The sequence below is a fragment of the Bacillus sp. CDB3 genome (genome assembly GCF_002081505.1).
Classification (GTDB): Bacteria; Bacillota; Bacilli; order Bacillales; family Bacillaceae_G; genus Bacillus_A; species Bacillus_A cereus_AT.
Genome location: NZ_ALBR01000110.1, coordinates 1 through 26,359, shown reverse-complemented (window position 1 = coordinate 26,359; position 26,359 = coordinate 1). Strand labels below are relative to the sequence as shown.

The window sequence follows — 26,359 nt, the reverse complement described above, 5'->3', positions numbered from 1 at the left end:
TACATACCAATAGCATATACTGACGTATACCTCTCAATTCTATTCGTCAGTATACACTACGGTTTAGAACGCTAGTTTTATAGTTTTTGCTAAAAAAACACGCTAAAATGGCAAGGTTTCAATCCCTTTTAACGTGTATGTTGTTGATTTTTCGTTTGTATTCTTTTTTTAGTTTGTTGCTCTTGTTTTTCCATTTCTTTTCCTAAACTGCCATAGAATATATTTCGTTCTTTTTTTATGAGTGCCAATTTATCCTGTAATTTGAGTTCATCCGTTATATCATACTTCTTTTGTAAGTAGTTCATATTCCGCTTGGCAACATCATACTCTTTAAATTCAGGATAATGTTCTTGTTTAAATGCCTTTTTATTCTCAGCTTTTTTATACGCCACGAGGAAACCCTGACTCTTTTTATACGTTTGGAAACAACCTTTCATTTTTTCTAAGTGAAAGATTTCATGATCCATACCTAGTAGTTGTTTTTCAAAGCTGTTCAGTAATGCTTCTTTATTGCTCTCTATTTCATCCAGTTCTGTAAGTGAAACATGTAGCGTATCTAACTTGGCATGCAATTCATGTAAATAGTTGATATTTTGTTTCGTAGCCCATCTTTGAAGCCCCTTATTATTCTTAAATTTCTCTTGTGATGTATCGATCCATTCTCTGTTATTTATACTTGTTTTGATTGGTGTATACTCTTTGTTTTCTATTCTGTATTTGATAGAAGATTCAAGGTAATGAAACCCCATTGTTTTGGTGCGCATAAACTTTCCGGATATAGGATTCTGAAACGATAGATATTTTCCTTTTTTATGTTCGTATCCTTCGTTTTGCATGAAACTTAAAAATTCCTCAAATGAATTTGATTTTACTATGTTTTTATCGATTATTTCTTCTAAATTCCCTTTGAAAGATGTCTTCTTTGATCTAGCTACATATTCGTTAAAAGCTACATATTTTTTTCTTCCTTGTCTTCCTTTTTCTATGATGGATAAACCATATTTTTCAGAGATTTTATCATTTTCTTCACGCAATCTATCTAAGGAATTGGAGCGCTTGGAATCAAACATTTTTAAATGATTGAAATCAATATCATTGAAAACAATATGATTGTGTAAATGATCTGTTTCTATATGCGTAATGACTGTATATTGATGATTGCTTTTCAAATAATTATCGGCAAATTCTACTCCATATTGATGCACTTGTTCTGGTGTTAGATTATCATCACTATCAAACGATTGTATGATCATTCTTGCACTCATGTTTTTATTACGATTATTCTTTTCATTGTAGTCAGCTAAAACACTTCTAAAATCCCTTTCTATTGTTTCAATCGAACACTCATAAGATGTGACGAAATCTTCGTTTGTTTTGTGCTCTTGCATACCGTAATGTATGAAGCCATTTAAATTATTAATTTTTTGTATTTTAACAATAGACATGGTCATCAATCCCTATTCAATAAATTTCATACTCGTCTAATATATCTTTTAGTTCAAACAAATCATCCTTTGAAAAAATATTATTGAGATTAGATAACTTAAACTTCAACTTTTGTGCAAAAATAAATAGGCTATCGGCTAACTTTATAAGTTGGTCAGTATCTAATAGAAAGAGTGTATCTCCATATAAATAGTCCCATACGTATTCTGTCACCATACTACTCAGTTCAGGTGAGTTTTCTATACATTCTATAATATAAACAAAATCCTCTTTTATCTTTTCATATACTTCTTCTAATACTAATTTCTTTGGTATCGAAATTTGATTTTCGGATAAGGATTCTATTAATTTTTTCTTCTGTTTTTTACTCAAGCTATCGCTAGTAAACTTGGTTTTTAAATCAAGTAATCGGTCATATTCTGTGTTCATAATTTTTATGATTTTCTTCTGATTAACTTTAAGAAAATCGATATCATTATCTGTATAAATTCCGTCTGTATGGATCCTTCTAATTAAGCTATTTATGTTTTTACCAATGTAATTTATTTCTTTTGTTAAATCCCTATAAGCTCCCATATCTACTTCAAGTTTGAAATGTGATTTTGCACTATCAATCAAAAAAGCTGAAACAGTATTATATCCTAAATTATTTGTTTTGTTTTTAATAAATTCTTTATCTTCTTTTGATAAAGATATTTTTAAATCTGTTTTAATTCTCCCCATCATTTAACAACAACTTTCTTTATAAATTTCGAGCGCAGCGACAACAAATATACCGCTTATTTTTCACAAAAAATAACGGTATATATTTGTAAAGGTCGTAGGAAACTCCTACCAAGTCAAAAACAACGTTTTTGGAGTGTGTGGTCACACACCCGTAGCTTGCCATTACTGTAAATTCCTAATTTTGGACTGCTCTCATTATACCATTCTTGATAAACCTGTGGTATGCTATCCGTAAAATTGATAAAGGAGTTAATGAATGGATGACGACAGTCGATGAGAACACAAAAGTTGCAATAGAAATCATAGGGGAAACAACGAAATTAACGCAACAAACCTTATTATTCATTTTAAAAGCTTTAACGGAGCTATTAGAAAATAGAGAACATGCTCCAGAAAATTTTATACTCGCTGAAAATGATAAGGTTGGTAAACAAAAAATAAATGAACTACTTCATAAACATCAAAACAATGGCGGGGTCGTTTCGTTAGACGAAAACCTAACGAAACAACAAGTACAAGATTATCAAAAAGAACTTAAAAAATTAGGTGTAGATTTTTCAATTGTGAAAAATACCAAAGATGATTATTCATTTTTCTTTTCTGCATCACAAGCAACTATCATTGAGAAAGCATTGAAAAATGTAGTGGAAAGAAAAAGTGAAGCATTAGAAAAAGAAGAAGTAAAGAATGCAGAAAAAGAGTTACATGCAGTTCGTGAAGAATTAACAGATTTGCAAGCCGAAAAAGTAAAAGAAACGTATGATGAAATTTCCACTTCAGAAGATACAAATGCTAAAGAAAATATTCTTACTACGGATCGTTTCTCCCAAAAAGAAAAACTTTTTTATGCCAAGTTACAAGAGTTAGATGAGGTAATAAAGAGTGTTTTTGTACAAGAGAATAAAACTGAAGATTCTCATCCCAAAAAGGAAATAGAAACGCAAGAAAATAAGAAAGAAATACATAATGAATCTATACAAATGATGAATTATGAAACGTCCTATAAAACTTTGTGTGAATTTGAAAAAAGCTATCTTGAAAATTTCGTAGAAAAAGAGGATGGAAAGATAGAATTTTCTTTACTTCATTTAGATGAAAATGAAAAGCCATTCCTTACTACATCTATTACCTATCATTCGTTTGAGGAGTTATTTGAAAAACAATATAAAGATGCGTTTGTAAACAGTCTTGAATCATTGGACATAAAAGAACTGGACAATCATTTAGGGAATGGTACATTAGATCGTATACTTGATAAAGATGCCAGTATACGTAGTAGATATGCAGAAATCACAAAAGAAAGAGATTTAGATAACGATGGAACGCCAGACCGCATTGATATGGATGATACAAAAAATGCTGTTCAAACCGTTGGAGATTTAGCCGCAGTTAAAAATGCAACGAATAAAGAAACACAAACGGGTAATGAAAAGAAAGAAAACATACACACAAAACGTTATGACAGAGGGAGATAAGGAGAATACTACTTATGAAGATTTTACTTTTTTTAATTCGGACAATGTTAAAACTATTGAAATTTACCATTGTATTTTCGTTTTCGCTGATTAAACTTGCATTTGCTTTTGTTTTCATCATTTCAAGAATGAATAAATGATATAAATTTTTATTGAGTTTTTAACATAGATAGATCAAAAACACGAAATGTACCTTTGGCAGAGGACAAAACTAATCGGTTGTTAATTTTAAATCGTGTTACAGTATTCCATGTAATACTTGAAATAGATAAAAAAATACTCCAAAATGGAGTATTTTTTTGTTTGGTTCTTACTCTTTTTTTAATCCTTTTCGGATTAATTCGTATACAGCTGCGGAGAAACTTGAAAGATTATTTTCCATTTGATATCTTTCTACATTTTGAACTAATTCGGCAGGAAATTTGATTTGTTTAGATATTCGCTGCATCTTTTTAGCATCTGAATTGGTATTCACTTTTGCACAACCCCTAACCTTCCTGTTAGTAAATGCTAAGCATTTACTTGCCATATACTATTTGTGTATTTATTCTTCATTTATACACTACTTTTTAGAATCAAAAGAAATGATCCATCAACACATAATTGTAAGATGATTGGTACCATTATGCAAAGGGAGGAAAATATAGGCCCAATAAGGAGTGTAAACCAACACTAGATAATATGAGATACATAATAAATTAATTGAATATAAAGAATAATGAATGAAATAACAATGTTATTTATCCTTATCAAAAACGGTAAGTATGAAATGAGGTGTCCCAATGATTGATGATATAAAAGACGGTATTAGAGACTTACTTTTTGATGTATTTAAGGGTAGTACGAAAACCTGTCTTGATCTGATTACAGAATTGTTTCAAAAGAGCATTGATACGGTGCAGGAAAACGTTTCAGAAACACCCATAGAGTTTTCACAGACTATTGTTGATAATCTTAGGGTAATTTCAGATACAGCGATATTACCTGTTGCGGGGTTAATCTTAACCTATGTGTTTTGTTTTGAACTCTATCAGATGGTTGTGGAAAAAAATCGTGGTGGTGATTTTGAAACAGGACAGTTAATGTTTTTAATTATCAAAACAAGTGCCATGATTTTGTTATTAAGTCATGCTTTTGATATAACATTAGCTATATTTGATCTTAGTAAATGGATAACAAATCATATACCAGCTTCATCCTTGAAAATACCTAATTCTATTACAAATACTGTTTTAAATTCAATGGAAGAGGGCGATGTAGGTGCTGCCATTTCTACGTGGGCTGTTGCAGCTATCGCAGTAGTTGCAACGTTTGTGATGAGTGGGGTTATCTATGTAGTCGCTTGGAGCCGAATGGTTACTATTTTGCTTTACATTTCAGTTGCACCACTTCCATTTGCAACATTTTTAAATCGCGAATGGATTAGTAGTATTGGGCAAGCGTATGCGAAGAACTTACTTGCTTTAATGATCCAAGGATATTTTATGCTAGTGTGTTTAGTAATATATGCAGGATTACTTGAAAAAGTAAGTGTTTTAATGACGACTAAGGGAACAGGTCTATATGGCTTACTATTAATGCTTGTTTCTATGGCAATTTTAGTCGTAGCGTTAACGAGAACACATTCAACTGCTAAATCTATAGTGGGGGCAATATAAATGAAACGATGGCTAACTAAAAATAGAAGATTATTCATTATATTTGGTGTGATTTCACTCCTAACATTGTTCGTCACCTTGTATGAGATGCATTTAATTACGAGTAACATAAATGACTTACAGGCATATGCAACACATACTGTTGTTTCAGACAATGTAAAAACGATTGGCTTGTTAGGGTTATTTGATATAACACTTCTTACGGCTTGGATATGTATGTTTATTTTTATCTTGTTAAAGATGGTATTTCCAAGTAAACAAGTACTACACCAGACTTTATGTATTGAAGATTTGGAATTTTTAAAAAACATGCCGAATGAACTTAGGAAAGGATTCAATAAGAATGCATAATAATTTTGTTGTATCTATTCCCAAAGAACTAAAAACGATAAAATCGAAATTATTTTTTGGTTTAACCAAAAGGCAACTAATAGGATTTACAATTGCTTTAACAATAGGGTTACCAGTGTTTTTCCTGTTAAAAAACTTTAGTTTGGAAATTGCTTTATATGGTCTTTTTTTCACAGCATGTCCGATAATCTTTGCCACCATTTTCATGAAGGATGGTATGCCAGCTGAAACGTGGATTAAGTTGTACGTAGAATATAAATATCTAAATCCGCAAAAGAGATATTTTAGCGTATGTAAAAGAAATCGTGAAATAGCAACAGAAAGGAATATGATGAATGAAAAACGCAAGGCTAGAAAGACTAAATCTGTTTCAAATGTTGCAAAAGTTAACTGATTCTGAACGCCGAAAAAGAAAAACTACACAAGAGACATTAAACTACACCAAGATGTATCCGAACGGGATTTGTTATGTGGGGAACAACATTTATAATAAAATGATTTGTTTTTCGGATATATCCTATCAATTGTCACAGGATGAAATAAAACAAAGGATTTTTGCAGAATACAGCACGTTATTAAATTCATTTGATGACACGATAAACATTCAATTTTGCTTCATCAACTATCGTATGAATGCTGAAAAAAATGAAGAAGTGATGAAGTACAGCGACATGATGAGTAATATTGAAGATTTTGAAGCGTTGCAAGAAGAGTACTTTTCATTTCTAGAAGAACAAAAGAAAAAAGGAAATAACGGTATTGCTCGTAATAAGTATTTAATCTTTTCAATTAAGGATACATCCTACGATAATGTCGTTAGACGTCTAACGAATATTGAGGACAATATTAAAGATCATTTTAAAAACTTGGGCGTATCAGTGGAAGAATTGAATGGTATTGAACGATTATCCATTATCAACTATTTATTAAATAGTCATTCTAAACATTATATAGAATTAGAGAATCTATCCAAAGAACAGTTAAGTAGTGGAACGACCAAAGATTGGATTGCACCTAGAAATATAGATTTTGAAACCTTTACAGATAAATTTAAAGTAAATAATAAATATGCGGCGACCTTACATTTAAAAATTGAAGCTACGGAATTATCTGACCGCGTTTTAGCAGACTTTTTAGATTTAGATCTTGAAATGCTTGTTAGTATGCATATTCGGAGTCTTGGACAACAACAAGCGATTAAAATGGTCAAATCGAAAGCGTCTGATCTAGATAGCATTAAAATCGAGGAACAAAAAAAGGCATTACGCAGTGGTTACGATATGGATATTTTGCCAACAGATTTAAATTACCATGTGGAGGAAAGCAGAAGAATTTTAAAGGACTTACAAAGGGAAAATGAAAAATATTTTTATTTAACTTTTACGATTACAGTTTTCGAAAATACTCGTAAGGACTTAGACAATGCCATATTTAGATTGAGTTCTGTTGCTCAAAATCAACATTGCACATTGAAAAAATTAAATCTACAGCAAGAAAAAGCACTAATTAGTGCTTTGCCACTTGGTGAGAACATGAATGAAACAGAATTAGAGCGTGGACTAACAACCTCATCTACTGCCATATTTGTTCCCTTTACAACGCAAGAGTTGTATCAAGAAGAACAGGAACCTGTGTATTACGGTTTAAACGCCTTAAGCAATAACTTGATTCAAGTTAGCCGAAAAGCCCTTAAAAATCCAAATGGATTAGTTTTGGGTACACCAGGTTCAGGAAAATCATTTTCTTCGAAACGAGAAATAATAGATACCTTCCTAAAAACCACAGATGACATTTTGATTTGTGACCCCGAGGGAGAATACACCCCGTTTGTTTTCAGATTAGGGGGCGAAGTAATTAAAATCGCTATAAATTCAAAAGACTTTATTAATCCGCTCGACATTTCCTTACATTATGGGGAAGGCGAAAATCCGATTTCCTTTAAAACAGATTTCGTTATTACCTTAATGGAAGTAGTTGCAGGCGGAAAATCTGGACTAACAGCAAAACAGAAAACAATTGTAGATAAATGTGTTCGTGTTATGTATCGTCCGTATCTCGAAAATCCAACACCTGAAAATATACCAATTTTTAGAGGATTTATATCATGCTTTACTTGAAACAAAGAGAGCTGAAGGGGAAGAGCTAGCAGACGCATTAGAATTATATGTCCACGGTTCATTAAATGTATTCAATCATCGTACAACGATCAATGTTAATAATCGTTTGGTTTGCTTCAACATTAAGGAATTGGGTTCTAATTTAAGAGAATTAGGCATGTTAGTCCTACAAGATCACGTTTGGAACAAAGTAACGATTAACCGTAATAAAAATAAAAAAACATGGTACTACATGGACGAATTCCACAAACTTTTAGCGGAAGAACAAACAGCAAACTATAGTGTGGAATTCTGGAAAAGATTTAGGAAATGGGGCGGTATACCTACCGGTATGACGCAGAACGTTAAAGATCTGTTATCAAGTCCAAAGATTGAGACCATCATTGATAATACCGATTTTGTGTATCTATTAAATCAAGCAACAAGTGATAGAAGAATTTTACAAAGTAAATTTGGTATTAGTGATTATCAAGCAAACTATATAACTAACTCTAAAGAGGGCGAAGGTTTGATTGTTTATTCAGGTGTCATTTTGCCTTTTAAGGATAAATTCCCTAAAAATAATTCTTTATATCCCGTTATGACAACAAAACCAGAGGAAATGAATCATTTGAGGGCAACCGCAAATGATTCATGGGAGGGGTTGTTGAAACAGAATGAAGAAAAAACCATCTAATCAATCCAATAGTAATTTTAGACAACAAGAGAGTGTTATGAAGGACTTAGATAAAAATGTTGGGACTACAGAGAAAAGAAACATTTCACAAGTAAAGAATGCCATCGAAGATAAACAACGAGAAACCGATCAAGGGGCATTACAAAAAGAATCATGTAAACAATTACAGCACACGAACCAAAAGTTTCAGCAACAAGAAAGTACGGTACAAGTAGTAGATAGGAAATTTGAAACAGACGAGCAGACACTGCTTTCACAAGCTATACGTACGCTTAACAGCCAACAACTAGAGACAGGGCACCGGACATTACAAAAACAATCTTCTAAGCTATCACAGCACATAAATCAAAAGTTTCAGCAACAAGAAAATACAGTACAGGTAGTAGATAGGAAGTTTGAAACAGACGAGCAGACACTGCTTTCACAAGCTATCAGTACGCTTAACAGCCAACAACTAGAGACAGAGCACGGGACATTACAAAAACAATCTTCCAAGCTATCACAGCACACGAACCAAAAGTTTCAGCAACAAGAAAGCACAGTACAGGTAGTAAATAGGAAATTTGAAACAGACGAGCAGACACAGTTTTCGCAAACTACAAGTACGATAGAAAGCCCGCAACAGGGTACAGGACAAGAAAAATTACAAAAACAAGATTCTAAGGTATTACAGCATATCGACCAAAAGCTTCAGCAACAAGGAAGTACCGCCAAGGTACTACATAAGAGATTCAAAACGGCTGAACAGAAACAAATTTTACAAACTACTACTACTATCGAGGGCTCAGAGGAAGTAAGGCAAGGAACATTACAAAAGCAATCTTCTAAACTATTACAGCACACCGATCAAGAAATGTATCAACAACATAGTATGGTGAAAGCATCGAGTAACAAGTTTAAAAAAATAGATTATAAAAATATTCGAGAAACCAAAAGTGTTATAGAAGATTTGCATGAAGTAGGTTATGGAAAATCACAAAAAAAAACTCTGAATCAGCTTCAACGTAACGATCAAAAAATTTATTTACAAGAGAACACGGTGAAACTTTCAAAGAAGAAAATGAAGACCTTAGAATCTAATAACATTCCACATGCCGTAAGTGTTAACGAGCATTTACAAAAGCTAGATTTTAAAAGATTACCTCATATAAATCAAGAGTTTCGACAACAAGATCGAATCAATGATAGTAAGAAACAAGGGATATTAAAAACACCTCAACAAGGGCAATTGGGGCAAATGGATGAGTCTCCTTTAAAAGAAGGTGAGAGAAATTCAAAAGAGTTATTATCTACCCATCCAAAGATTCAAAAGGGATTACAGTTTATTGGAAAACTCGGTAGACATTCCTTAATTGCTACAAAAACTGAAGTTACAAATTCTTTAATTACTGCACAAAACACTTTGAAATATGGTGCTACAACCCTTGGAAGTTCTAGCAAAAATGGGCTTAAGAAATATCAACAAGCGCTAGAACAAGATGATCAAGGCGTGAAGGTAGCCAGTCAAGGAGCTACTACAGGCTATAGATTAGTGAAAAAAGGTTTTAAAAAATTAAGACAAAGAAGAAAAAAAGACTTTACGTAAAGCATCTTACAAAAAAGAAAATTGAACATCTCCAACAAAGGAAAATAACCAAAGAATCTAACCTAACGAAACTAAAAAAGAAAAACAAGGAAAGTCGTTTAAAAGGGTTAGACAAACAGCCTAGCTCTTTAAAAAAGTTAGGGAAAGCACCAAAAAATGTATTAAAACGTAGCGCTTTAAAATATCAAGAACAACTGGAACAAGATGACGAGGGCGTAAAATTAGCGAGTCAAAGTACCACAAAAATTGCTAGAGCTACAAAAAAACTCGTTAAAAATAAAATGAAAGCAAATGCGAAATTGGGAAAAATGGGTAAGCAACAAAGTAAGCTAGTCCCGTTCCCACAAGATAAAAAGCTCCAAGTGGAGTCTAGGGCTATCCTAAAGAAAAAAGCCATGAAAAAGAAAATGTATGCTCCACTGCGGGAAAAGAATAAGACAAGGACCTTTACTGGACTTGTATCTAACGTCAAAAATCAAGTTGTTGCTCTTTTTAAAAATGTAACTACCTTCAACTTTCAAAATGCTACAAGTCTAGTAGGAACTAGGGTTGCAGCAATACTTGGTGGTGGACTGGTTGCTACTTGGTCGTTACTATTTGTCGGGATTATCTGTTTAATCATGGCAGGTATGTTGGGTGCAGGGGCATCATCACAAAAACAAATGGATGGCAACATAGGTGGGACCAGAAATTTATCCCCTGAAGTTGAAAAATGGCGCCCATTAGTTGAAAAAGAGGCTACTGCACAAGGGATGGAGTCATATGTGAGTATACTTTTAGCAATCATTCAAGTGGAGAGTGGCGGAACCGGTACTCGCGATATTATGCAATCCTCAGAATCGGCTGGTTATGGAAGACCAAACGTATTTCAAACGGAGGAAGAATCTGTTCGACAAGGTGTAAAGCATTTAAAAGAATGTTTGCTTGCCCTAAAAGCTTTTAACATGGGATATGAAAATAATAGTAAAGCATTAGCACAAGCCTACAATTATGGTAATTATTTCGCAACATGGCTTGGTAAAAGAGGGGGAGAGTATTCCCTTGAGGTAGCTGAAGAATATTCACGGACTGTAGTAGCCCCCAGTCTAGGAAACACTACTGGGATTACTACATCTTACGTCAATGAAACATCGCTCCGAGTAGGTAAACCCTATAGATATGTTGATGGAGGAAACTTTCATTATGGTGAGTTAATCAGTGAATACATTGGTGGTGCTGGTGCAAATATTTCAGGAGATTTCCAAACAGTATTAGCAGAAATTGAAAAATATCAAGGATGGCCGTATGTATGGGGTGGTAAAAGCCCGAATCAAGGGTTTGATTGTAGCGGATTAACATCTTGGGGATTAAAGCAAATCGGCATAGATTTACCCTCATATGCACTCACTCAGTATCAGTTAACGGAACCAATTGATCCAAGTGAAGCACAACCAGGGGATTTAATCTTTTTCAAGGGTACTTATGACAGTCCCGATCATATTTCCCATGTTGGCTTTTACATCGATGAAAACACTATGTATGACAGTCAAGAATCAGGGATTGGCTATCACAATTGGAAACTGCCATACTGGCAGCAACATTTTGCTGGTATTCATCGAGTTAAGAAATAACAAGTAAAAAAAGAATGAAGGAGTGGATCTGTTTGTTAGAACGTATTAAAAAAATAGAGGCCAGAATTAACAACAGAAAACAGCGAATTGAAAAATTACAAGACAGTTTAAAAAGTGAAAAAACAAGTTAAAGAAAGATCAAGATATACTATTCCATCTTAAGTATGATGATATCTTAACACGCATACAAGAAACAGGATTTAATCCAAATGAATTATTAAAAGTCATTGATAATGAAATAGAAAAGAGTCAAAAACATACTCATTTTCTAGGAGAGAACCAAAATAACAGTCATAATCGAGAAAGGTTTTGAGGTTATGATAAAAATTACTAAACAAGTGTTTTGTACAGCCTTATGCATGTTCTCACTATTATGTATAAGTGTATCTACCTGTACATATGCAGAGGAAAATAAAGCTCATACAGAACAAACCGAAAAAAAGATGAAGGATAACAAAGCAGTAGCTGAGCCGCCTTCTGGACCAAATGTTAAGGGTGAAAAGAAAGAAGAGGCGGTTGAAGCTAAGACACCTGCTAGTGTTACAGGAAAACAAATACAAGGTACTGGAACCGTAACAGACTACACTACAAGTGGTTCTAAAGCATTTTATACGATCACAGATAAAGATAGTAATGTGTTTTACTTGATTGTGGACTTAGAAAAAACCGAAAATAACGTGTATTTTTTATCAGATGTTAAAAAATCAACGCTAGATGGTACGTCTACTAGTAAAGATACCGAAACTGTTAAACCGAATCTATCCAATCAAAAACAAACGGAAACGGAAAAGACAACAGAAAATAACAAATCTACATCAGAAAAACCAAAAGAAAAAAGGAATGATAATTCGTTTCTATACACTGTACTATTACTAGCTGGATTGGGGCTTGTAGGATACTACTTTTTTGTCTACAAAAAGAAAAAGAAAAAGAAAAAAAACAAACAGAAAAATAATATAAATGAAGATGAGGAAACAATGGATGACGGTGACTATAACGATAATTTTCAAGAAGAAGAAAATAAACAAAGTAAGGACGGAAAATAATGATTATTAAAGGTTATATAAGAGAACATCTATTTAAACTACCCACTAAGGATAATGCAATATTAAAGGAAGATATTGAAAAAAAATTCAATAAAACAATCAATGATGGACCAGAAATGGGCATATTATATCCCCTTACAAAAATAGAGGGAAATGAAAATATTGTGATTGAAAAGCAAAAGACAAATATCTTTTTACTAAATTTATTGCTTTTAGTACTAAAACAAAACGATAAAGCTATTACAGTCAAAGAGAATTATCATGATAAGTTTATCATTTTACAATTAGAACAAGAAACGAGTTTGAAATTACAAGGCATGTCTTTTAGTGACTTAGAAAAGAAAGTTATGGAGTATATAACTCCTCCGACTCCTTCAACTCCCTCTATTCTTGAGAATGTTGAGTTTAATTTAGCTTGGGTAAAAAAGGCACACAAAGAATTAAACGGAAAGGGTTAATGATATGTGGGGAAAATCAAAGCAAATTTTATTCATTAGTGTTCTATCGCTTTCTTTACTAGGTAACGGTAACACAACAGTCTTTGCTTCCGCCAATCATCCTACACAAGCAAAAGAAAATGAAAATGTGATTCAAAATTATTTAAAAGTGAACTATGAAGGAAAAGTTATATTCCATGAACAAGTACCATCAAAAATGAAGATTCAAGTGCTCGATGAAAATAATGATGTAGTTGAAAGTACTATTTTAACGAGCGACAAAGAGATGGACCTTAAAAAACCGAAAGTGACCAATGGAAAGATGTTAAGTTACTGGTCTATTGAAGTGAAAAATGGGAAATTGCTTATTAAACCAGTCCTAACAAAGAAAGAAGAGTCTTCAGTTAAGTTCTATGTGAAAGATACGGGTGGGAATTTAATAGAAAATCACGGTCAAATAAAAGAAATAGTAAAAAGTGCTACGAAAGATACAAAGTTAAAAGATATTTTACCTGTTGTAAATCCCGATCATCATTATAAATTTACAGGCTGGTTTGCAATGGTTGATAAAGGTGAAGGGAACAAGGTAGAGGAAAAATTACAAAATATTGATGATATTAAAATAACCAATCCTACAGGTGAATATTATGCTAAATTCTTCTCCGATTTTAATAACAATGGGATTGACGATAAAACAGAAGAAATCACAGTGGACTTTGTAACAAATGTAGACGAACAAATTGAGCCTGTTACATTACATGTCGGTCAAACAATTAAAGCTCCTAAACTTTCTGATAAACATAAGATTTTTATAGACTGGTATACAAATCCAGAGTTAACAAATAAATTTGCTAATGACAACCTAAAAGGACCCATTACCCTGTATGCAAAATGGGAAGATGCTGAAAAAGTAATTACCGAATCTGAAAAAAAGCCAATTACAGATAAGGGCGTTTCGGATCAGGTTGAAAAGATTTTAAATGGACGCTTTAAAGAATTAAAAGAAGGCCAAACCAACACAGAAAAACCTAAGGGTAGCAATAACGACAAAGGTACAGCTACAAATAACGATCCAAAATCGGATACTCATAATACAAAAGATCATATAAAAGGGAATAGTAGTAATGTTATTTCTTCTCCAAATAACCGATGGGGAATTTCGACCCAAAATGATACAAAGTTAAAAAGTAATGCGACTGTAAACGATTCAACCAACAATAGAATGAACATATTCACTGAAAAAAAGTATGTATTTAACAATAGCAATGTTGGTGAGAAATATATGCTCAAATTTTATGACGAAGATGGCGCATTTGTTTCTAGCTTAACACTGCCCTATGGAAGAACCCTTAAGTTACTTGATGAAAATGAAAATCTCCATGAAGAATATACAGTTAGACAGGATACCACAATTAATCTGAATACAAAAAAATACGTTACGAAAGATTCCGTATTTTTAGGTCTTGATACACGCACTGTTACTGTAAATGCATCAGAAATAACAGAGGTATACCCAAATACTACAAAAAAGCATAAGCCTTGCCCCCTCGATAAATATGGTGAACACGATGATCCGAAGAAACATTCAGGGGATACAAGTGGCATCATCATTTTAAGTGTGGGTGCTGTATTCTGTATCATTTTAGGAACTTTTTTATACCTTAAAAAGAGAAAAAATAAACCATTATTCATTAAGGGGCGGTAAAGACTATGCTAGATATATATTTTTTCATTCAAGTAGTCTTGCTTATAATAGGTTTTGCCTTTTTGCTAAAAGGCATTTGTACACTTATGAAATGTTATAAAGTAGATGTTTTTCTATCTATTCTTATAAAAAATGAATTTCCAAATACAAAAAAAGAGAAGAGGAAGTAAGAATGGAATTTTTTAGAGAAGGCGTAGGGGTCATGCAAAAATTAGTTATCTTAATTGGCGCAGGTTTAGGTGCTTGGGGAGCTGTAAACTTGTTAGAAGGGTATGGGAATGATAACCCAGGTGCCAAATCACAAGGGATGAAACAGTTTATGGCGGGTGCTGGAATTGTTTTAATTGCTACACTGTTGATTCCTAAATTAAAGGATCTATTTGTCTAAACTTATAAGCAATACTAAAAAGAGAGAGAGGGCGAGTGAATGTACTTGCCTTTTTTTAGATTTGAAGTTGCATATTAATTTTGGTACAGTTCTTGCGTTTTGGCTAGAGTGCTGGCTTGTCGTGTGGGGGCAAAACCCCACGTATGAAACGTATCAAGGTTGTCGTATAGATATTTTTTTAGGGCGAATGCTCGTAGCGTTTCGGCTCGTATAATTGCTGTTACAAGCCGATACTCCGCATTTGGCGTTTTGTCTGTCGGCTTGGCAAAGCCTGTAAACAGAGCCGAAAATAATTAGGCAAGAACGTAGCGAAGTGAAGAAGGTGGAGATTATGTATTGCTGCATGGAACGAATGTGGAGTGCAGCAATACATAATACTACCTGTTTCTTACCTAATTATTAGCTTTTTTGAGTAGGAATGCATTTTTTAATAAAAGGAGCTTATAGATGGAAAAAGTTAAAGAAAATAAAAAATATATCATACTCGGTATATCTGTATTTGTTCTATTAAATTATCTTTTTTATTATTTTAGGGTGACTTCTGGGGGCATGACGCTTGATGCACTCAATTATTTGTTTTCAGAACCGCAATATCTCTTATACGCGTTTCCTTTGTCTTTTCATGCGATTGATTTCTTTGTTCCGCTGTTTACAGCATCATTTTCTGTATTTGTATTGATTGACAAAAAAAACAATAAAAAGAAATATAAAAAAGGTGTGGAACATGGTTCAGCGCAATGGGGAAATGCACAAAAAGATTTACAAAATATGTATGATGAAAAAGACCAATATAATAACATTATTTTTTCACAGAATACAAAGCTTAGACTAGACGATAACGACGCTCCTTTCGATGCACAGCGTAATAAAAATGTTGTGGCTATCGGTGGTTCAGGAAGTGGTAAAACACGATTTGTACTTAAACCAAATTTGTTACAAATGAACGCAAGTTTTGTGGTTACTGATCCAAAAGGTACGATTGTAAATGAAGTAGGTATGGCCTTAAAAAAATGTAGGGAAATACAAAATTAAAATATTTAATACCATTAGTTTCACAAAAAGCATGCGCTACAATCCATTGAAGTATGTTCACAACGAACAAGATATTTTAAAACTTGTTCACACTATTCTCGTAAATACGGAAGGAGAAGGCACAAAGAAAGGGGAGGATTTTTGGGTAAAAGCCGAAAAACTCTTATATCAAGCTTATCTAAGTTTAATTGTTTCAAAATTCCCTAAGGAAGAACAACATTTAGGGACATTAATTGATTTAATTTCATACACAACAGTAAAAGAAGAGAATGAGAACTACAAAAACCCTATAGACTATCTTTTTGAACAATTAGAACAAGAAGATCATACCCATTTTGCTGTAAAGCAATATAAACTATACAAAAACGCCGCTGGAAAAACAGCAAAAAGTATTTTAATCTCCTGTGGTGCAAGATTAGCTCCCTTAAATATTCCTGCACTTCGAGATCTAATTTCAAAGGATGAACTAAATCTTGATACGCTTGGAAATAAAGGCCGTAAAACAGCATTATTTGTTATTGTATCTGATACAGATTCCACATTTAATTTTCTTGTATCTATCATGTACTCACAATTGTTTAATATGCTTTGTACGATTGCAGATGATAAACACAGGGGTAAATTGCCGACACATGTACGATTTATGTTGGACGAATTCGCAAACATCGGATTGATTCCAGATTTCGAAAGTTTAATTGCAACGATTCGCTCGCGTAATATGTCAGCAACTATCATTTTACAAACACTCTCACAGCTAAAATCAATTTACAAAGATAATGCTGATACAATAATCGGGAACTGTGATACGTCTATATTCCTAGGCGGGAAAGAAAAATCCACTATTAAAGCATTAAGTGAAGAACTTGGGAAAGAAACAATTAATGATTATAATGAAAGCAAAACACGATCTACTAATGATAGTTTTGGGCAAAATTATTCAAAATTAAGTAGAGAATTAATGACACCAGATGAATTATTAACAATGGAACGTGATACGTGTATTGTTCAAATAATCGGTAAAAGACCATTTAAAGATAAAAAATATGATTTAACCAAGCATCCAAGGTACAAATTTCATTCAGATAAGAAAAAATATTGGTTTGATATTGCTAAGTATTTAGCTGCGCTTAGAAATACAGAAATTCAAATAAAGCAAATTGGAAATCTAAAGTTGAAAATTACAACTTTAAATGGGAGTTTTGAGTTGAAAATTACCCCTATTAAATAGAGTTTGTATATGCAATCATGCATATTTTCGTGTGTCTATTTTCGATTGTATTAGAATAATAAATGTTCCTGTATAGCACACATGCAATTTCAAATATTTTTATCATTTAAAATCCACCTTACATATACTGAGCATATGTAAGGTGGATCAAATAAAACATATAAATGGTGGGATTTTGTATATTTTATATTAACCTTGTATTGATAAAATAAAAGTGTTACTTACATGCACATCGTACATATAAACCTTATATATATGATTTGCATATGATTTTATCTGAACATTAAAACTATTTTGTCTTATGTCGAGACAAATTCGATTATATAAAAATCTAAATATCGTGTTACGCTTAATTTTGCAATAGTTAAATATTAAAATGAAATGAGGAGATTTTATGTTAGGTAAAGGCATTTTATCCTTAGGATTATGTGGTGCTATATTAGCTTCACCAGTAACAAGTTTTGCAGCAGAGGAACATACATTATCCGTTCAACCAAAGATGATGTACACTGAATTTGGTTATACAGATGTTGAAAATGGTGAACAACCTGTAATTGGTGGAGAACAAACTGCAATGAAAGATGAACATTCTAGAGTGAAAAGATGGGCACCAAAAACTGGACAGTGTTTTGATAATGTAGATGGTGGAACTTGGTGTAAAGGTCAAACAATGGGTTGGAAAGGTGATTTGGCTCAATACTCTAAATACGATCATGATTCTCGTGATCATAAAGCATCAGCTATGGCAAATGGGGAGACTAATTATGGTAAATGGAGAGATCCAGGAGAAACAGCTTACACTGAATCACCATACTTTCATTCATTAAATACATATAAATCCTATTATGATGTTAGATAATTTATTTTTAATTTAATTATATAATAGAAAAAGAGAGTATATAAAAGTCATGTTTTATAATGATTTTAGACTCTCTTTTTTATTAATTCATTTAAAGAGAGAGAGTCTATTATGAAAAAATTCATACTTCTTTTATACATCGTTATTTTTTCCTTTTCATCTTTTGTATATTTTGACTGGATTTCTAGTAAACAAGAAGATGCAATGAAAAAAGCAGGAAAAGAAAATGGTTTTGTTATGACCATTAATGAAGATAATTTGAAAATTGATTCAGAGAAGTTTTTATCCGTATTATGTAAGAATTCTGCGAATTATAATGTAAATGTATTTAAATCTATATATTCAGAAAATAAAACAGTGGAATATGTTTATTTTACACATGATATGGATCTTTATTCTAAACAATTTTTATTGTTAGATGGGGTGTTTCCAGATAATAAATCTGGTGATTTTTATATCTCTACATCAAAAGATGAGGGTGTAACTGGAAATATTTTTTCTTATAAAAAAGGGACCGACTTTAGTATTAAAGCATTAAAATCGTTCCCTAAATATAGATCAATAGCTGGAGATTATACAATATTTTTAAAGGATAGAAGTAAAATTGATCTTTTTATAGATAAACTACAGAGAGATCTAAATATAAAAATTGATTATTCTCATTATGAATATAATCCTATTATTGATTCATCTTGGTTAAAGATAGTTCCTATCATTTTATTATATGTTTTATCATTATTTATGATTATTTATTATTATTTTCTAGAGTATAAAAATTCTGCTATCAGGTTATTAAATGGTTATGGGCCTTTAAATGTTTGGAAAAAACATTTTCTACAACTATCTACATTATATTTCTTGGCTTTAATCATTTCTACTACCATTGTTATGATGTTTATTACAATAAAAAATGCATTATTTAATTGGTATTGGTTTAATACACTTGTTAATTATCTGTTTTACCAATGTATCATTGGAATGACAGTTTGCTTTATTATGTCTTTTGTTTTTATAGGAGTTAGAAATATCTCCATTCCTGCAAGTATAAAAAATAAAAAACCTTTAAAACAAATACAAATTATAAATGGTCTGATGAAAGTGATTTTTTCAATGATCATATTATATTTACTTCTGGTTTCGTATAGTATTTTTTTAGATTCTTATCGGTATTATTATAAAAATGCAAACGAATGGACACAAATGAAATCCTATGGAATGATGCCAACAAAAGCACCTTACCCATATAATAATCCTAATGCTGCTCTTGAGTTGTTTGATAAAAAATATAAATTTTTTAAGTACACTAATGACAAAGGTGCAATTTTAATACAATTTTCAGATGCCTATAGGGCAAAGCAAAATGGAATAGAACTGAAAGGTGCCCCTGTTTACGAAGAAAAAACAATACTTATAAATAATAATTATTTGAAATTAAATCCAATATATGAGTTAGATGGTAAGTTAGTTAATATTAAAGATGATGATGATACACTTACAGTTTTAGTTCCCGAGAAGTATAAACAAGAAGAAAATAGATTAAAAAGATATTTGGGAAAAGAGTATTATTTTCAAAAATATAAAGTTAAGAATAATTTTTTAAAAGATGCAGGTAAAGAGCTTCCTTTTAAAGAGGATATGAAGATAAATATAATTTGGGTAAAGAATAATCAATCTTATTTCACTTTTTCTAATGATATAGCAAGGGACACTAATAACCGTTTTTATGACGGTATCGCGATGATATTAACTAATACAAACGGTAATGAAGGTGCATGGTATGACACGGCTATTGGAAGTGGTCATGGCTATTTTATAAAACTAGTAGATAAAAAAGAACCCTATAATAGTATTAAGGAGCAGATTGAAAATTTAGGATTACAAAAATATCATCCAGAACTCTATAATGCTTATGATAATGTTGAAAGTATAATTCAAAGGCATGTGGAAAGAGCGTATCAATTTTCAGTTGCTTTAGTTGTTGTTTTGTTAGCTTATTTGTTTATAAGCATGTTTACAACATTAAATTATTTAGAACAATATAAACTAAAACATACGATTAAGAGAATACATGGTTATTCTTATTTCAAAAGACATAAGTTTTATTTAATATTTACTAATTTTGTTTGGTTTATTTCAATATTGACTTTATGTACACTAGAAAAGTTTGATTTTGTATCTCTTGTTTTTGGGCTCTCTCTTTTAGAGAATCTATTTATCTATTTATTGATTAAGAAAAGTGAACAAAAGAAAATGGTACAAATTATAAAAGAGGGGTGAGTACATGAAAACAACAATCGGTATTAAATTAGAAAATATCACCAAAAGGTATGAAGATCGATATATTCTTCAAGATTTTAACGTTAGTATTTATCATAATGAGTTTATTGGTATTATGGGGAAAAGTGGTGCAGGGAAATCTACGTTACTTAATATCATGGGGTTATTAGATGAACCCGATAGTGGTAACGTTATGATTCAAGGAGATGCTAATCCTTATAAGAATAGGAAAAAGTTTTTTAGAAATAAGTTAGGCTATATCTTTCAAAATTATGCTTTAATGGATACGGAAACAATTGAAGTGAATTTGGGGGTTGCGCTTGAATTTCAGAAAATCTCTAAGAAAGAAAAAAAGGTTTTAATGGAAGATGCATTAAAACAAGTTGGATTATCGTGTTCTTTAAAAACTAAAGTTTATACTCTAAGTGGTGGTGAACAACAAAGACTTGCGTTAGCTAGAATTTTATTAAAAAAATGCGATATTATTTTAGCCGATGAGCCTACAGGATCGCTTGATAGGGAGAATCGAGATCAAGTAATTAAATTATTAAAGAAGCTTCATAATGATGGAAAAACAATTATTGTTGTTACTCATGATATTGATTTACAAAATTCATTTTCGAGAGTAATTGATTTGGGATAGTATGGGTTCTTTTAAATAAACAACTAAAAAATATATTAATTTTTTTCAAAAAACGCTAATTTAGGTACCAAAATTAGATATATAATTCACACAAAAACCCCCGTTCTCTAAATAAAGAACGGGGGTTTCTGAATGAGCAAATACAAATAGATTAAACCATTTTACACGTACACGGCTAGTATAACATGAAAAATAGAAAAAAGATTAAAGTAATCTTAAATTTGTTCCTCTTTATAATAAGCGAAGAATATGTTGTATTTCTTCTAACTCTAATCCTGTTAATTCTGCTATTTCCTCTGGAGTTGCACCTCGGTTACTCATGTTTCGAATCATTTGAGTACGTTCTTTTTCTCTTCCTTGTTCTAACCCTTCTTCTCTTCCTTGCTTTAATCCTTGTTTTAGCCCTTTTTCTATCCCCTTGTTCTCCGCATGTGCCACCGCTGCCTTTTCATCTAACAACATCTTCTCCCGTGCTTCATACTCCCGGCGAAACGCTTGATTATGACTCATATTGTCCCACTTATCAATCGCTTTCTGCAACGTTTCATCTTGTTCCATCGCAATTGCCTCCAATGTGTCTGTTAGATTCTCATCTTCATTTGCCGCTAACAACAATAACCAACGTACCAAAGAATCATGCCATGGATTCACCTGTGCACCTCGCCACTGTGCAATGATCTTCGGCATCTCGATATAATGAATTTCTATATCTTCACTGATGCGGAGTTCTTTTTCCACATCCCATAGAATACCTGTCGTTTGAAAGTGTTCCTGGTTCGGATACAGAACAAAATCTAGTACATTAATCGTAATGGCCTTCTGCAACTCACTATACGGCATCCCTTCCTGCATTTGTGACGCATATAGTTTCGACCAATAATACAAGGAACGCTTTTGGATATCATGTTTATTCGCAAGTTGAATTTCTATGTTTACAAGTTCACCTGTTCCAAGCGTCGCCCGTACATCCATAATCGACAACTTATCCTCTTTATATTCTTTATGTAGATGTGGGTCTTCTAATGATACGCTCGTAATCGGAGAAACCAACGACTTCTGTAAAACTTCGTTCAGGAATCTCATCAGAATCTCTTCATTCCCTTTGGTTCCAAATAATTGTTTAAAGGCAAAATCGACGCGTAAATTCACACGGTTCTTCATTTGCACACTCCCTTTTCCGTAATTCATAGCTTTATCATACCAAAGGAGCAAGACAAAGGGTAAACTTTCATGATTACGTAAATATTCCGATCCTAAAGGTACCTAACTTTAACGAATTTACCCGTCTAGCATGAAGAAAATGAATTTGATTCTGATAGTGCTACACCTAGTTCTTTGGCCAAAAATTTAATAAACACCACAAGTAGGGAATTGTGGTGTTTAAAAGGGAACATTATATGAAAATCATTAGAACATTAGCATCTCTTATTTTACAGGAAATTGTATGTGTTGGTATTGAGAAAGTTACTCTCTAACAATAATATAACAAGAAGACGTTCTAAAAGGTTTCGTTTTTATAGGATCGTTCCTAAAATTAAAATTTAACATTTAGGAACTGAATCTTAATAGATTTTATGCAATCCCAAAAGGTCTACCTTTATGAACGTAAAGAAACCTTTCCTTAAGAAAAAGTTTCTTTAACAAATATTTCTTATTAAACTCGTTCATATGATGAAATGCGTTACTTTTTTATAGGATCAATTTAAGAAAGCTCAAACTTTGCAACAGAACCGTCTATAACATTTTACCGTGAATATCCCAGCCCTTTTCCTTAGCTTTCTTTAAAGTAGTCATTCTTCTATATCCTACAGGATGGTCGGATAAAAAGTTGCTTAACTTAAGCCATATTGAATCTTTATGTTCTTCAATAGATTTAAAATATTCTTCTAAATCTACCCGAGAACCTAAATGCTTTCCTGCAAATAGATAAATCATATCTAAAGCACCTTCTTCAGCATAATACATTGCAACTCTATCTGCTGTATATTCTTGTGCTCTTATGAAGCTCTTACTAAAAATCGGTATTCCTTTTAACATTATTCTCCATAAGTTTGTATGACCACATTTATGATGTCCTAATTCATGAGCTAACACAAAACGTATAAAAGAAAAATTATTATGCTCATATGCTACGTCTAATAAATCACTATATATAGTAATGTATCTTCTGCGTAATGTACATTTAGAAGCAAATGCATTCATTGATCCCATGCCATTTGTAAGATAAAGTCTAGGCGTTTTTAATTTCCCGTTTTCAGTAAATCCCATTTCTCTAGTAAGATCAATATATAGTTGATATAACTCTGGAAATTGCTTTTCTGTTATTTCAACACCATTAGAAATGGTATTCCAATACATATAACGAATGAAAAAAAAAGCGAACAATGGTGTTACAAGGATCCAAAAAACAAACATCGTAAATTCTTGTTCCTCATTACCATTCAACAGAAGATATATACTTATACTAATTAGAACAATAAGTAAAAAAATCTCTAAAATAATCATAGGGACTTCAAACCTATGTCTCAATTTTTTTATAGGTATATCTTCTTTTCCTTTTTTAAAACCATTTGTACAGGAAATGCACATAAAAAATACCTCCATTATTAATTACTTATTTTACAAAAGCATAATAACTTTTATTTTAAATCTTAATTTAAAAGTTCTGGTGCAAAGTTAAAAGTGATCATAAATAATGTATGTTCCATGCCTAGGATGACAGTAGTTGTTAAAGTAAAGAGAGGTGTAAATATATAGAAACCTTCATTTTATTGACTTATACATAGGAGATACGTTTAGTAAAATAACTTATAAATCGGAGAAACATGCAATAAGTATGTTATATTTACTTGTTTGTTCATCAAGTGAATATTTGCAACAGAACCTATTCAAGTTTCATATCCACTTTTGTAAAGTTTGCAAAATATCTTTCGCTCCCTCTGGACTTAAAATCAATTGTCCGTCATAGAGTTCTTTGAAATTTTCCGAAGTTCTTCCTGTCACAAAACAAGTTCTTTCTTGCTTTCGTACATGTATATTCCCATCTAGCAAAAACATCTCCACACTGGAATTCGGTGCGAATGCTAACGTTCTTCGTAATTCTTTTGGTAGTACTATCCGTCCTAGTTCATCCGTTCTTCGAATCATACCTGTTTTTTTCAAAGTAATCCCCTCCTTTTTTATATTTTTGTTCTATTTTCCAAATTATATTCTTTAATTTGTATTTATAACCAAAAGGACATTTTTAAAATATTTTGAGTGGGGATAGTTAGTAAAAAAGTAAAATAATTTTTGTCATTTGTACATAAACGTTTACCTTTGTGAACAGAAAAGAACAGACTAGTGGAATAGCCTGTTCTTAAGTAAAAAATGAAATTTAAAAGTTTTTTCGCTAAGATCGCTAACTGAACAGGATGTTTTCTAAGAATTTTACTTTTGCTTTGAAGCTTCTATCTGGCTAGCCTGAAATTCTTGACCTTGTATACCACCACCAAAAGCTATTTGATTCCCAATAGGTGATTTTCTTTCTATTCCAATAAAATATTTGCCATCAACATACGTAAGAGTTTGATCAACTGGGTTACCTACAAACATCTGCGGTTTATTTGGTCCGTTTAAATATTTGTACTGTTGTTCTACCATATATTGTACATAATCAGGATTAACTCTTTGTAATTTAATTTTTTGGCTAGACTGATGCTCGAAGACCGTTGGTATAACACTTTGCCCTAGTTGTGTAGGCGCTGTTATTGTTTTATCAATATTGTGCAGGGTGCTATACTGTCGTGTATATGAAGCATTACCAGATGCACTTGCACTGAATGAAAAATTGAAAGCAGATTGGAATCCCTTCAATATGTCCGATCCTAGCGATCGATCTAAACCAACTTTGGTTGATAGTTCACTTCCCACTTTCAACTCAGTACCATATGATGTTTTATCTTCAACTCTTACTTGTGATGTTGCACCATCACTTATTGCAGGATAGACTGCTGTACATTTAAAAACATCTTTCGGCTCTCCTACTTTTATATATATAAACTTTTCAGAAATACGTCCGTTCACAATTTCTCTTATCTCAGCATTAGGTCCGAACTTTTGTTTTGCGGCTGCTAGTATGTTGTTGTTAATTTGGTTGTTCGTTGCTTGACTAACCTTGGTAGCAGCACTGGCTGTAGAAGGTTTTAAAGCTTCCATAGAACCCACGGCACCAAGAGCAAGAGCACCAGCTATCATTCCTTTTGCTAATGTTTCTTTACTGATTTCTTCTTTATATTCTTGGTTAACAATATTAACCTTGTCATTTTGATTTATTTTATCTTTCATTTTTAAATACCTCCTAATAAATTAATTGGTATACTCCTATAATAGGATAAACATTATTTTTTTGGTTTCATCTACCAAAAGGAGTGCCATCTTTATATTCTTCCTTGGAGACTTCATTTTATTTATGGATAATTAACCCTTATTTTCAAAAAAAGACACCAGTTAGCTACTATCTAGCTGGTGTCTTTTTTATGTATGCACATTTTAAGTAAGACGCGATTCAAAGTACTCAAGTTTCCCTAAATTTTTACCTTTAGGAACGTATTTTCATCTATCGTTACAAATGTTCTTCTGTATCTTGAGACAAAAGATGAATTATTTCTTCTTCACGTACCTGAAACCATTCGTTATTTCGTAAATATTGATATTCTCTTTTTGTAATTTCACGTTCTTTTTGTAATAAAAAACGTTTCCCAAAGGCGTAATAGGAGGAGTATTTTATCAAAGTTGCATAGTACATGTATCAACAGTCCTTTTTATAAGAGTATGAAAAGGAAAAGGAAACAAGTTCATTGTTTCCTTTAAAGCTGAAAGATAGATTGTACAGCCTACCCTTTTTATTGTAATAACCAAAAAATAGGTTTTTTATACCAGTTTATATATAAACGTCTACCTTTACGAACCAATAGATTTATTCTTTATTAGAGTATTAGAAATGATTTTACAAATGAAAAGAAACCTTTCCTTAAGAAAAGGTTTCTTTTCATTTACATGTTTTGGAATCAGAAACATATACTTAGCATACTTTTTTGTCTGCAGAAGCTAAGTAGGGTT

23 protein-coding genes and 1 pseudogene are annotated in these 26,359 nt (G+C 32.1%); 16 read left to right on the top strand and 8 right to left on the bottom strand.

The window, feature by feature from the left end:
- Positions 1-128: 128 nt before the first annotated feature.
- Together CDB3_RS29030 and CDB3_RS29025 are read right to left on the bottom strand one after the other, a co-directional pair.
- Entirely contained in the window at positions 129-1,445 is a 1,317-nt protein-coding gene (locus CDB3_RS29030) for a relaxase/mobilization nuclease domain-containing protein (protein WP_128856856.1), read from the bottom strand.
- 16 nt (positions 1,446-1,461) lie between these two features.
- Positions 1,462-2,169 carry a hypothetical protein gene (locus CDB3_RS29025; RefSeq protein WP_128856861.1) on the bottom strand — a complete coding sequence of 236 codons (708 nt, stop codon included), beginning with the start codon at positions 2,167-2,169 and terminating at the stop codon, positions 1,462-1,464.
- A 263-nt stretch (positions 2,170-2,432) separates the two neighbouring features.
- Here CDB3_RS29025 and CDB3_RS32710 point away from each other — a divergent pair, with 263 nt between their 5' ends.
- A complete protein-coding gene (locus tag CDB3_RS32710) occupies positions 2,433-3,647 on the top strand; it encodes a PcfB family protein (protein ID WP_256869969.1) in 1,215 nt (404 codons plus the stop codon).
- A 310-nt stretch (positions 3,648-3,957) separates the two neighbouring features.
- Here CDB3_RS32710 and CDB3_RS31900 read toward each other — a convergent pair whose 3' ends face one another.
- A complete protein-coding gene (locus tag CDB3_RS31900) occupies positions 3,958-4,122 on the bottom strand; it encodes a hypothetical protein (RefSeq protein ID WP_179139772.1) in 165 nt (54 codons plus the stop codon).
- Between the two features lie 307 nt (positions 4,123-4,429).
- On the opposite strand from CDB3_RS31900, the gene CDB3_RS29010 reads away from it, so the two are divergent.
- From CDB3_RS29010 to CDB3_RS28950, 15 genes and pseudogenes are all read left to right on the top strand, one after another.
- Positions 4,430-5,305, top strand: a complete 876-nt coding sequence (locus CDB3_RS29010; RefSeq protein ID WP_128856855.1) for a VirB6/TrbL-like conjugal transfer protein, CD1112 family — start codon at positions 4,430-4,432, stop codon at positions 5,303-5,305.
- A complete protein-coding gene (locus tag CDB3_RS29005) occupies positions 5,306-5,656 on the top strand; it encodes a hypothetical protein (protein WP_128856854.1) in 351 nt (116 codons plus the stop codon).
- Positions 5,649-6,050, top strand: a complete 402-nt coding sequence (locus tag CDB3_RS29000) for a PrgI family protein (protein WP_128856859.1) — start codon at positions 5,649-5,651, stop codon at positions 6,048-6,050. The genes CDB3_RS29005 and CDB3_RS29000 overlap by 8 nt, the downstream gene beginning before the upstream one ends.
- On the top strand, positions 5,992-7,773 hold the full coding sequence (locus CDB3_RS28995) for a VirB4-like conjugal transfer ATPase, CD1110 family (RefSeq protein WP_256869968.1): 1,782 nt from the start codon (positions 5,992-5,994) through the stop codon (positions 7,771-7,773). Before CDB3_RS29000 ends, CDB3_RS28995 begins: the two co-directional genes overlap by 59 nt.
- A complete protein-coding gene (locus CDB3_RS32705; protein ID WP_306295575.1) occupies positions 7,685-8,449 on the top strand; it encodes a VirB4-like conjugal transfer ATPase, CD1110 family in 765 nt (254 codons plus the stop codon). Before CDB3_RS28995 ends, CDB3_RS32705 begins: the two co-directional genes overlap by 89 nt.
- On the top strand, positions 8,430-10,034 hold the full coding sequence (locus CDB3_RS32700) for a hypothetical protein (protein WP_256869966.1): 1,605 nt from the start codon (positions 8,430-8,432) through the stop codon (positions 10,032-10,034). Before CDB3_RS32705 ends, CDB3_RS32700 begins: the two co-directional genes overlap by 20 nt.
- A 407-nt stretch (positions 10,035-10,441) precedes the next feature.
- Positions 10,442-11,644: a bifunctional lytic transglycosylase/C40 family peptidase gene (locus CDB3_RS32695; protein ID WP_256869965.1), complete on the top strand. Its 1,203-nt coding sequence runs from the start codon at positions 10,442-10,444 to the stop codon at positions 11,642-11,644.
- A gap of 317 nt (positions 11,645-11,961) precedes the next feature.
- Entirely contained in the window at positions 11,962-12,690 is a 729-nt protein-coding gene (locus CDB3_RS28985) for a CD1107 family mobile element protein (RefSeq protein ID WP_128856853.1), read from the top strand.
- Positions 12,690-13,148 carry a hypothetical protein gene (locus tag CDB3_RS28980; RefSeq protein WP_128856852.1) on the top strand — a complete coding sequence of 153 codons (459 nt, stop codon included), beginning with the start codon at positions 12,690-12,692 and terminating at the stop codon, positions 13,146-13,148. The genes CDB3_RS28985 and CDB3_RS28980 overlap by 1 nt, the downstream gene beginning before the upstream one ends.
- Positions 13,149-13,152: 4 nt before the next feature.
- Entirely contained in the window at positions 13,153-14,832 is a 1,680-nt protein-coding gene (locus tag CDB3_RS28975; protein ID WP_128856851.1) for an InlB B-repeat-containing protein, read from the top strand.
- A gap of 172 nt (positions 14,833-15,004) precedes the next feature.
- Complete coding sequence (locus tag CDB3_RS28970) at positions 15,005-15,220, top strand: Maff2 family mobile element protein (RefSeq protein ID WP_128856850.1); 216 nt, start codon at positions 15,005-15,007, stop codon at positions 15,218-15,220.
- A 447-nt stretch (positions 15,221-15,667) separates the two neighbouring features.
- Positions 15,668-17,480 (top strand): annotated as a pseudogene (locus CDB3_RS28965) (VirD4-like conjugal transfer protein, CD1115 family).
- A gap of 394 nt (positions 17,481-17,874) precedes the next feature.
- Positions 17,875-18,339: a lactococcin 972 family bacteriocin gene (locus CDB3_RS28960; protein ID WP_128856849.1), complete on the top strand. Its 465-nt coding sequence runs from the start codon at positions 17,875-17,877 to the stop codon at positions 18,337-18,339.
- A 111-nt stretch (positions 18,340-18,450) separates the two neighbouring features.
- Positions 18,451-20,616 carry a bacteriocin-associated integral membrane family protein gene (locus CDB3_RS28955; protein ID WP_128856848.1) on the top strand — a complete coding sequence of 722 codons (2,166 nt, stop codon included), beginning with the start codon at positions 18,451-18,453 and terminating at the stop codon, positions 20,614-20,616.
- A 4-nt stretch (positions 20,617-20,620) separates the two neighbouring features.
- Positions 20,621-21,259, top strand: a complete 639-nt coding sequence (locus CDB3_RS28950) for a putative bacteriocin export ABC transporter (protein WP_128856847.1) — start codon at positions 20,621-20,623, stop codon at positions 21,257-21,259.
- Positions 21,260-21,490: 231 nt separating this feature from the next.
- On the opposite strand, the gene CDB3_RS28945 is transcribed toward CDB3_RS28950, so the two are convergent.
- The 5 genes from CDB3_RS28945 to CDB3_RS28925 form a co-directional block, all read right to left on the bottom strand.
- Positions 21,491-22,420: an Rpn family recombination-promoting nuclease/putative transposase gene (locus CDB3_RS28945; RefSeq protein WP_128856846.1), complete on the bottom strand. Its 930-nt coding sequence runs from the start codon at positions 22,418-22,420 to the stop codon at positions 21,491-21,493.
- A gap of 573 nt (positions 22,421-22,993) precedes the next feature.
- Positions 22,994-23,863 (bottom strand): M48 family metallopeptidase, encoded by an 870-nt coding sequence (locus tag CDB3_RS28940; RefSeq protein ID WP_256869964.1) that lies wholly within the window; start codon positions 23,861-23,863, stop codon positions 22,994-22,996.
- Positions 23,864-24,154: 291 nt separating this feature from the next.
- Entirely contained in the window at positions 24,155-24,421 is a 267-nt protein-coding gene (locus tag CDB3_RS28935; RefSeq protein WP_179139773.1) for an AbrB/MazE/SpoVT family DNA-binding domain-containing protein, read from the bottom strand.
- 267 nt (positions 24,422-24,688) lie between these two features.
- Positions 24,689-25,585, bottom strand: a complete 897-nt coding sequence (locus tag CDB3_RS28930; RefSeq protein WP_128856845.1) for a hypothetical protein — start codon at positions 25,583-25,585, stop codon at positions 24,689-24,691.
- Positions 25,586-25,862: 277 nt separating this feature from the next.
- On the bottom strand, positions 25,863-26,045 hold the full coding sequence (locus tag CDB3_RS28925) for a YqbF domain-containing protein (RefSeq protein WP_128856844.1): 183 nt from the start codon (positions 26,043-26,045) through the stop codon (positions 25,863-25,865).
- Positions 26,046-26,359 lie beyond the last annotated feature (314 nt).

What these genes read in the sequence shown, in the direction of transcription:
- CDB3_RS29030 (WP_128856856.1), bottom strand. Translation starts at nt 1,445, where the DNA reads ATGTCTATTGTTAAAATACAAAAAATTAATAATTTAAATGGCTTCATA.
- CDB3_RS29025 (WP_128856861.1), bottom strand. Translation starts at nt 2,169, where the DNA reads ATGGGGAGAATTAAAACAGATTTAAAAATATCTTTATCAAAAGAAGAT.
- CDB3_RS32710 (WP_256869969.1), top strand. Translation starts at nt 2,433, where the DNA reads ATGACGACAGTCGATGAGAACACAAAAGTTGCAATAGAAATCATAGGG.
- CDB3_RS29010 (WP_128856855.1), top strand. Translation starts at nt 4,430, where the DNA reads ATGATTGATGATATAAAAGACGGTATTAGAGACTTACTTTTTGATGTA.
- CDB3_RS29005 (WP_128856854.1), top strand. Translation starts at nt 5,306, where the DNA reads ATGAAACGATGGCTAACTAAAAATAGAAGATTATTCATTATATTTGGT.
- CDB3_RS29000 (WP_128856859.1), top strand. Translation starts at nt 5,649, where the DNA reads ATGCATAATAATTTTGTTGTATCTATTCCCAAAGAACTAAAAACGATA.
- CDB3_RS28995 (WP_256869968.1), top strand. Translation starts at nt 5,992, where the DNA reads ATGAAAAACGCAAGGCTAGAAAGACTAAATCTGTTTCAAATGTTGCAA.
- CDB3_RS32700 (WP_256869966.1), top strand. Translation starts at nt 8,430, where the DNA reads ATGAAGAAAAAACCATCTAATCAATCCAATAGTAATTTTAGACAACAA.
- CDB3_RS32695 (WP_256869965.1), top strand. Translation starts at nt 10,442, where the DNA reads ATGTATGCTCCACTGCGGGAAAAGAATAAGACAAGGACCTTTACTGGA.
- CDB3_RS28985 (WP_128856853.1), top strand. Translation starts at nt 11,962, where the DNA reads ATGATAAAAATTACTAAACAAGTGTTTTGTACAGCCTTATGCATGTTC.
- CDB3_RS28980 (WP_128856852.1), top strand. Translation starts at nt 12,690, where the DNA reads ATGATTATTAAAGGTTATATAAGAGAACATCTATTTAAACTACCCACT.
- CDB3_RS28975 (WP_128856851.1), top strand. Translation starts at nt 13,153, where the DNA reads ATGTGGGGAAAATCAAAGCAAATTTTATTCATTAGTGTTCTATCGCTT.
- CDB3_RS28970 (WP_128856850.1), top strand. Translation starts at nt 15,005, where the DNA reads ATGGAATTTTTTAGAGAAGGCGTAGGGGTCATGCAAAAATTAGTTATC.
- CDB3_RS28960 (WP_128856849.1), top strand. Translation starts at nt 17,875, where the DNA reads ATGTTAGGTAAAGGCATTTTATCCTTAGGATTATGTGGTGCTATATTA.
- CDB3_RS28955 (WP_128856848.1), top strand. Translation starts at nt 18,451, where the DNA reads ATGAAAAAATTCATACTTCTTTTATACATCGTTATTTTTTCCTTTTCA.
- CDB3_RS28950 (WP_128856847.1), top strand. Translation starts at nt 20,621, where the DNA reads ATGAAAACAACAATCGGTATTAAATTAGAAAATATCACCAAAAGGTAT.
- CDB3_RS28945 (WP_128856846.1), bottom strand. Translation starts at nt 22,420, where the DNA reads ATGAAGAACCGTGTGAATTTACGCGTCGATTTTGCCTTTAAACAATTA.
- CDB3_RS28940 (WP_256869964.1), bottom strand. Translation starts at nt 23,863, where the DNA reads ATGGAGGTATTTTTTATGTGCATTTCCTGTACAAATGGTTTTAAAAAA.
- CDB3_RS28930 (WP_128856845.1), bottom strand. Translation starts at nt 25,585, where the DNA reads ATGAAAGATAAAATAAATCAAAATGACAAGGTTAATATTGTTAACCAA.
- CDB3_RS28925 (WP_128856844.1), bottom strand. Translation starts at nt 26,045, where the DNA reads ATGTACTATGCAACTTTGATAAAATACTCCTCCTATTACGCCTTTGGG.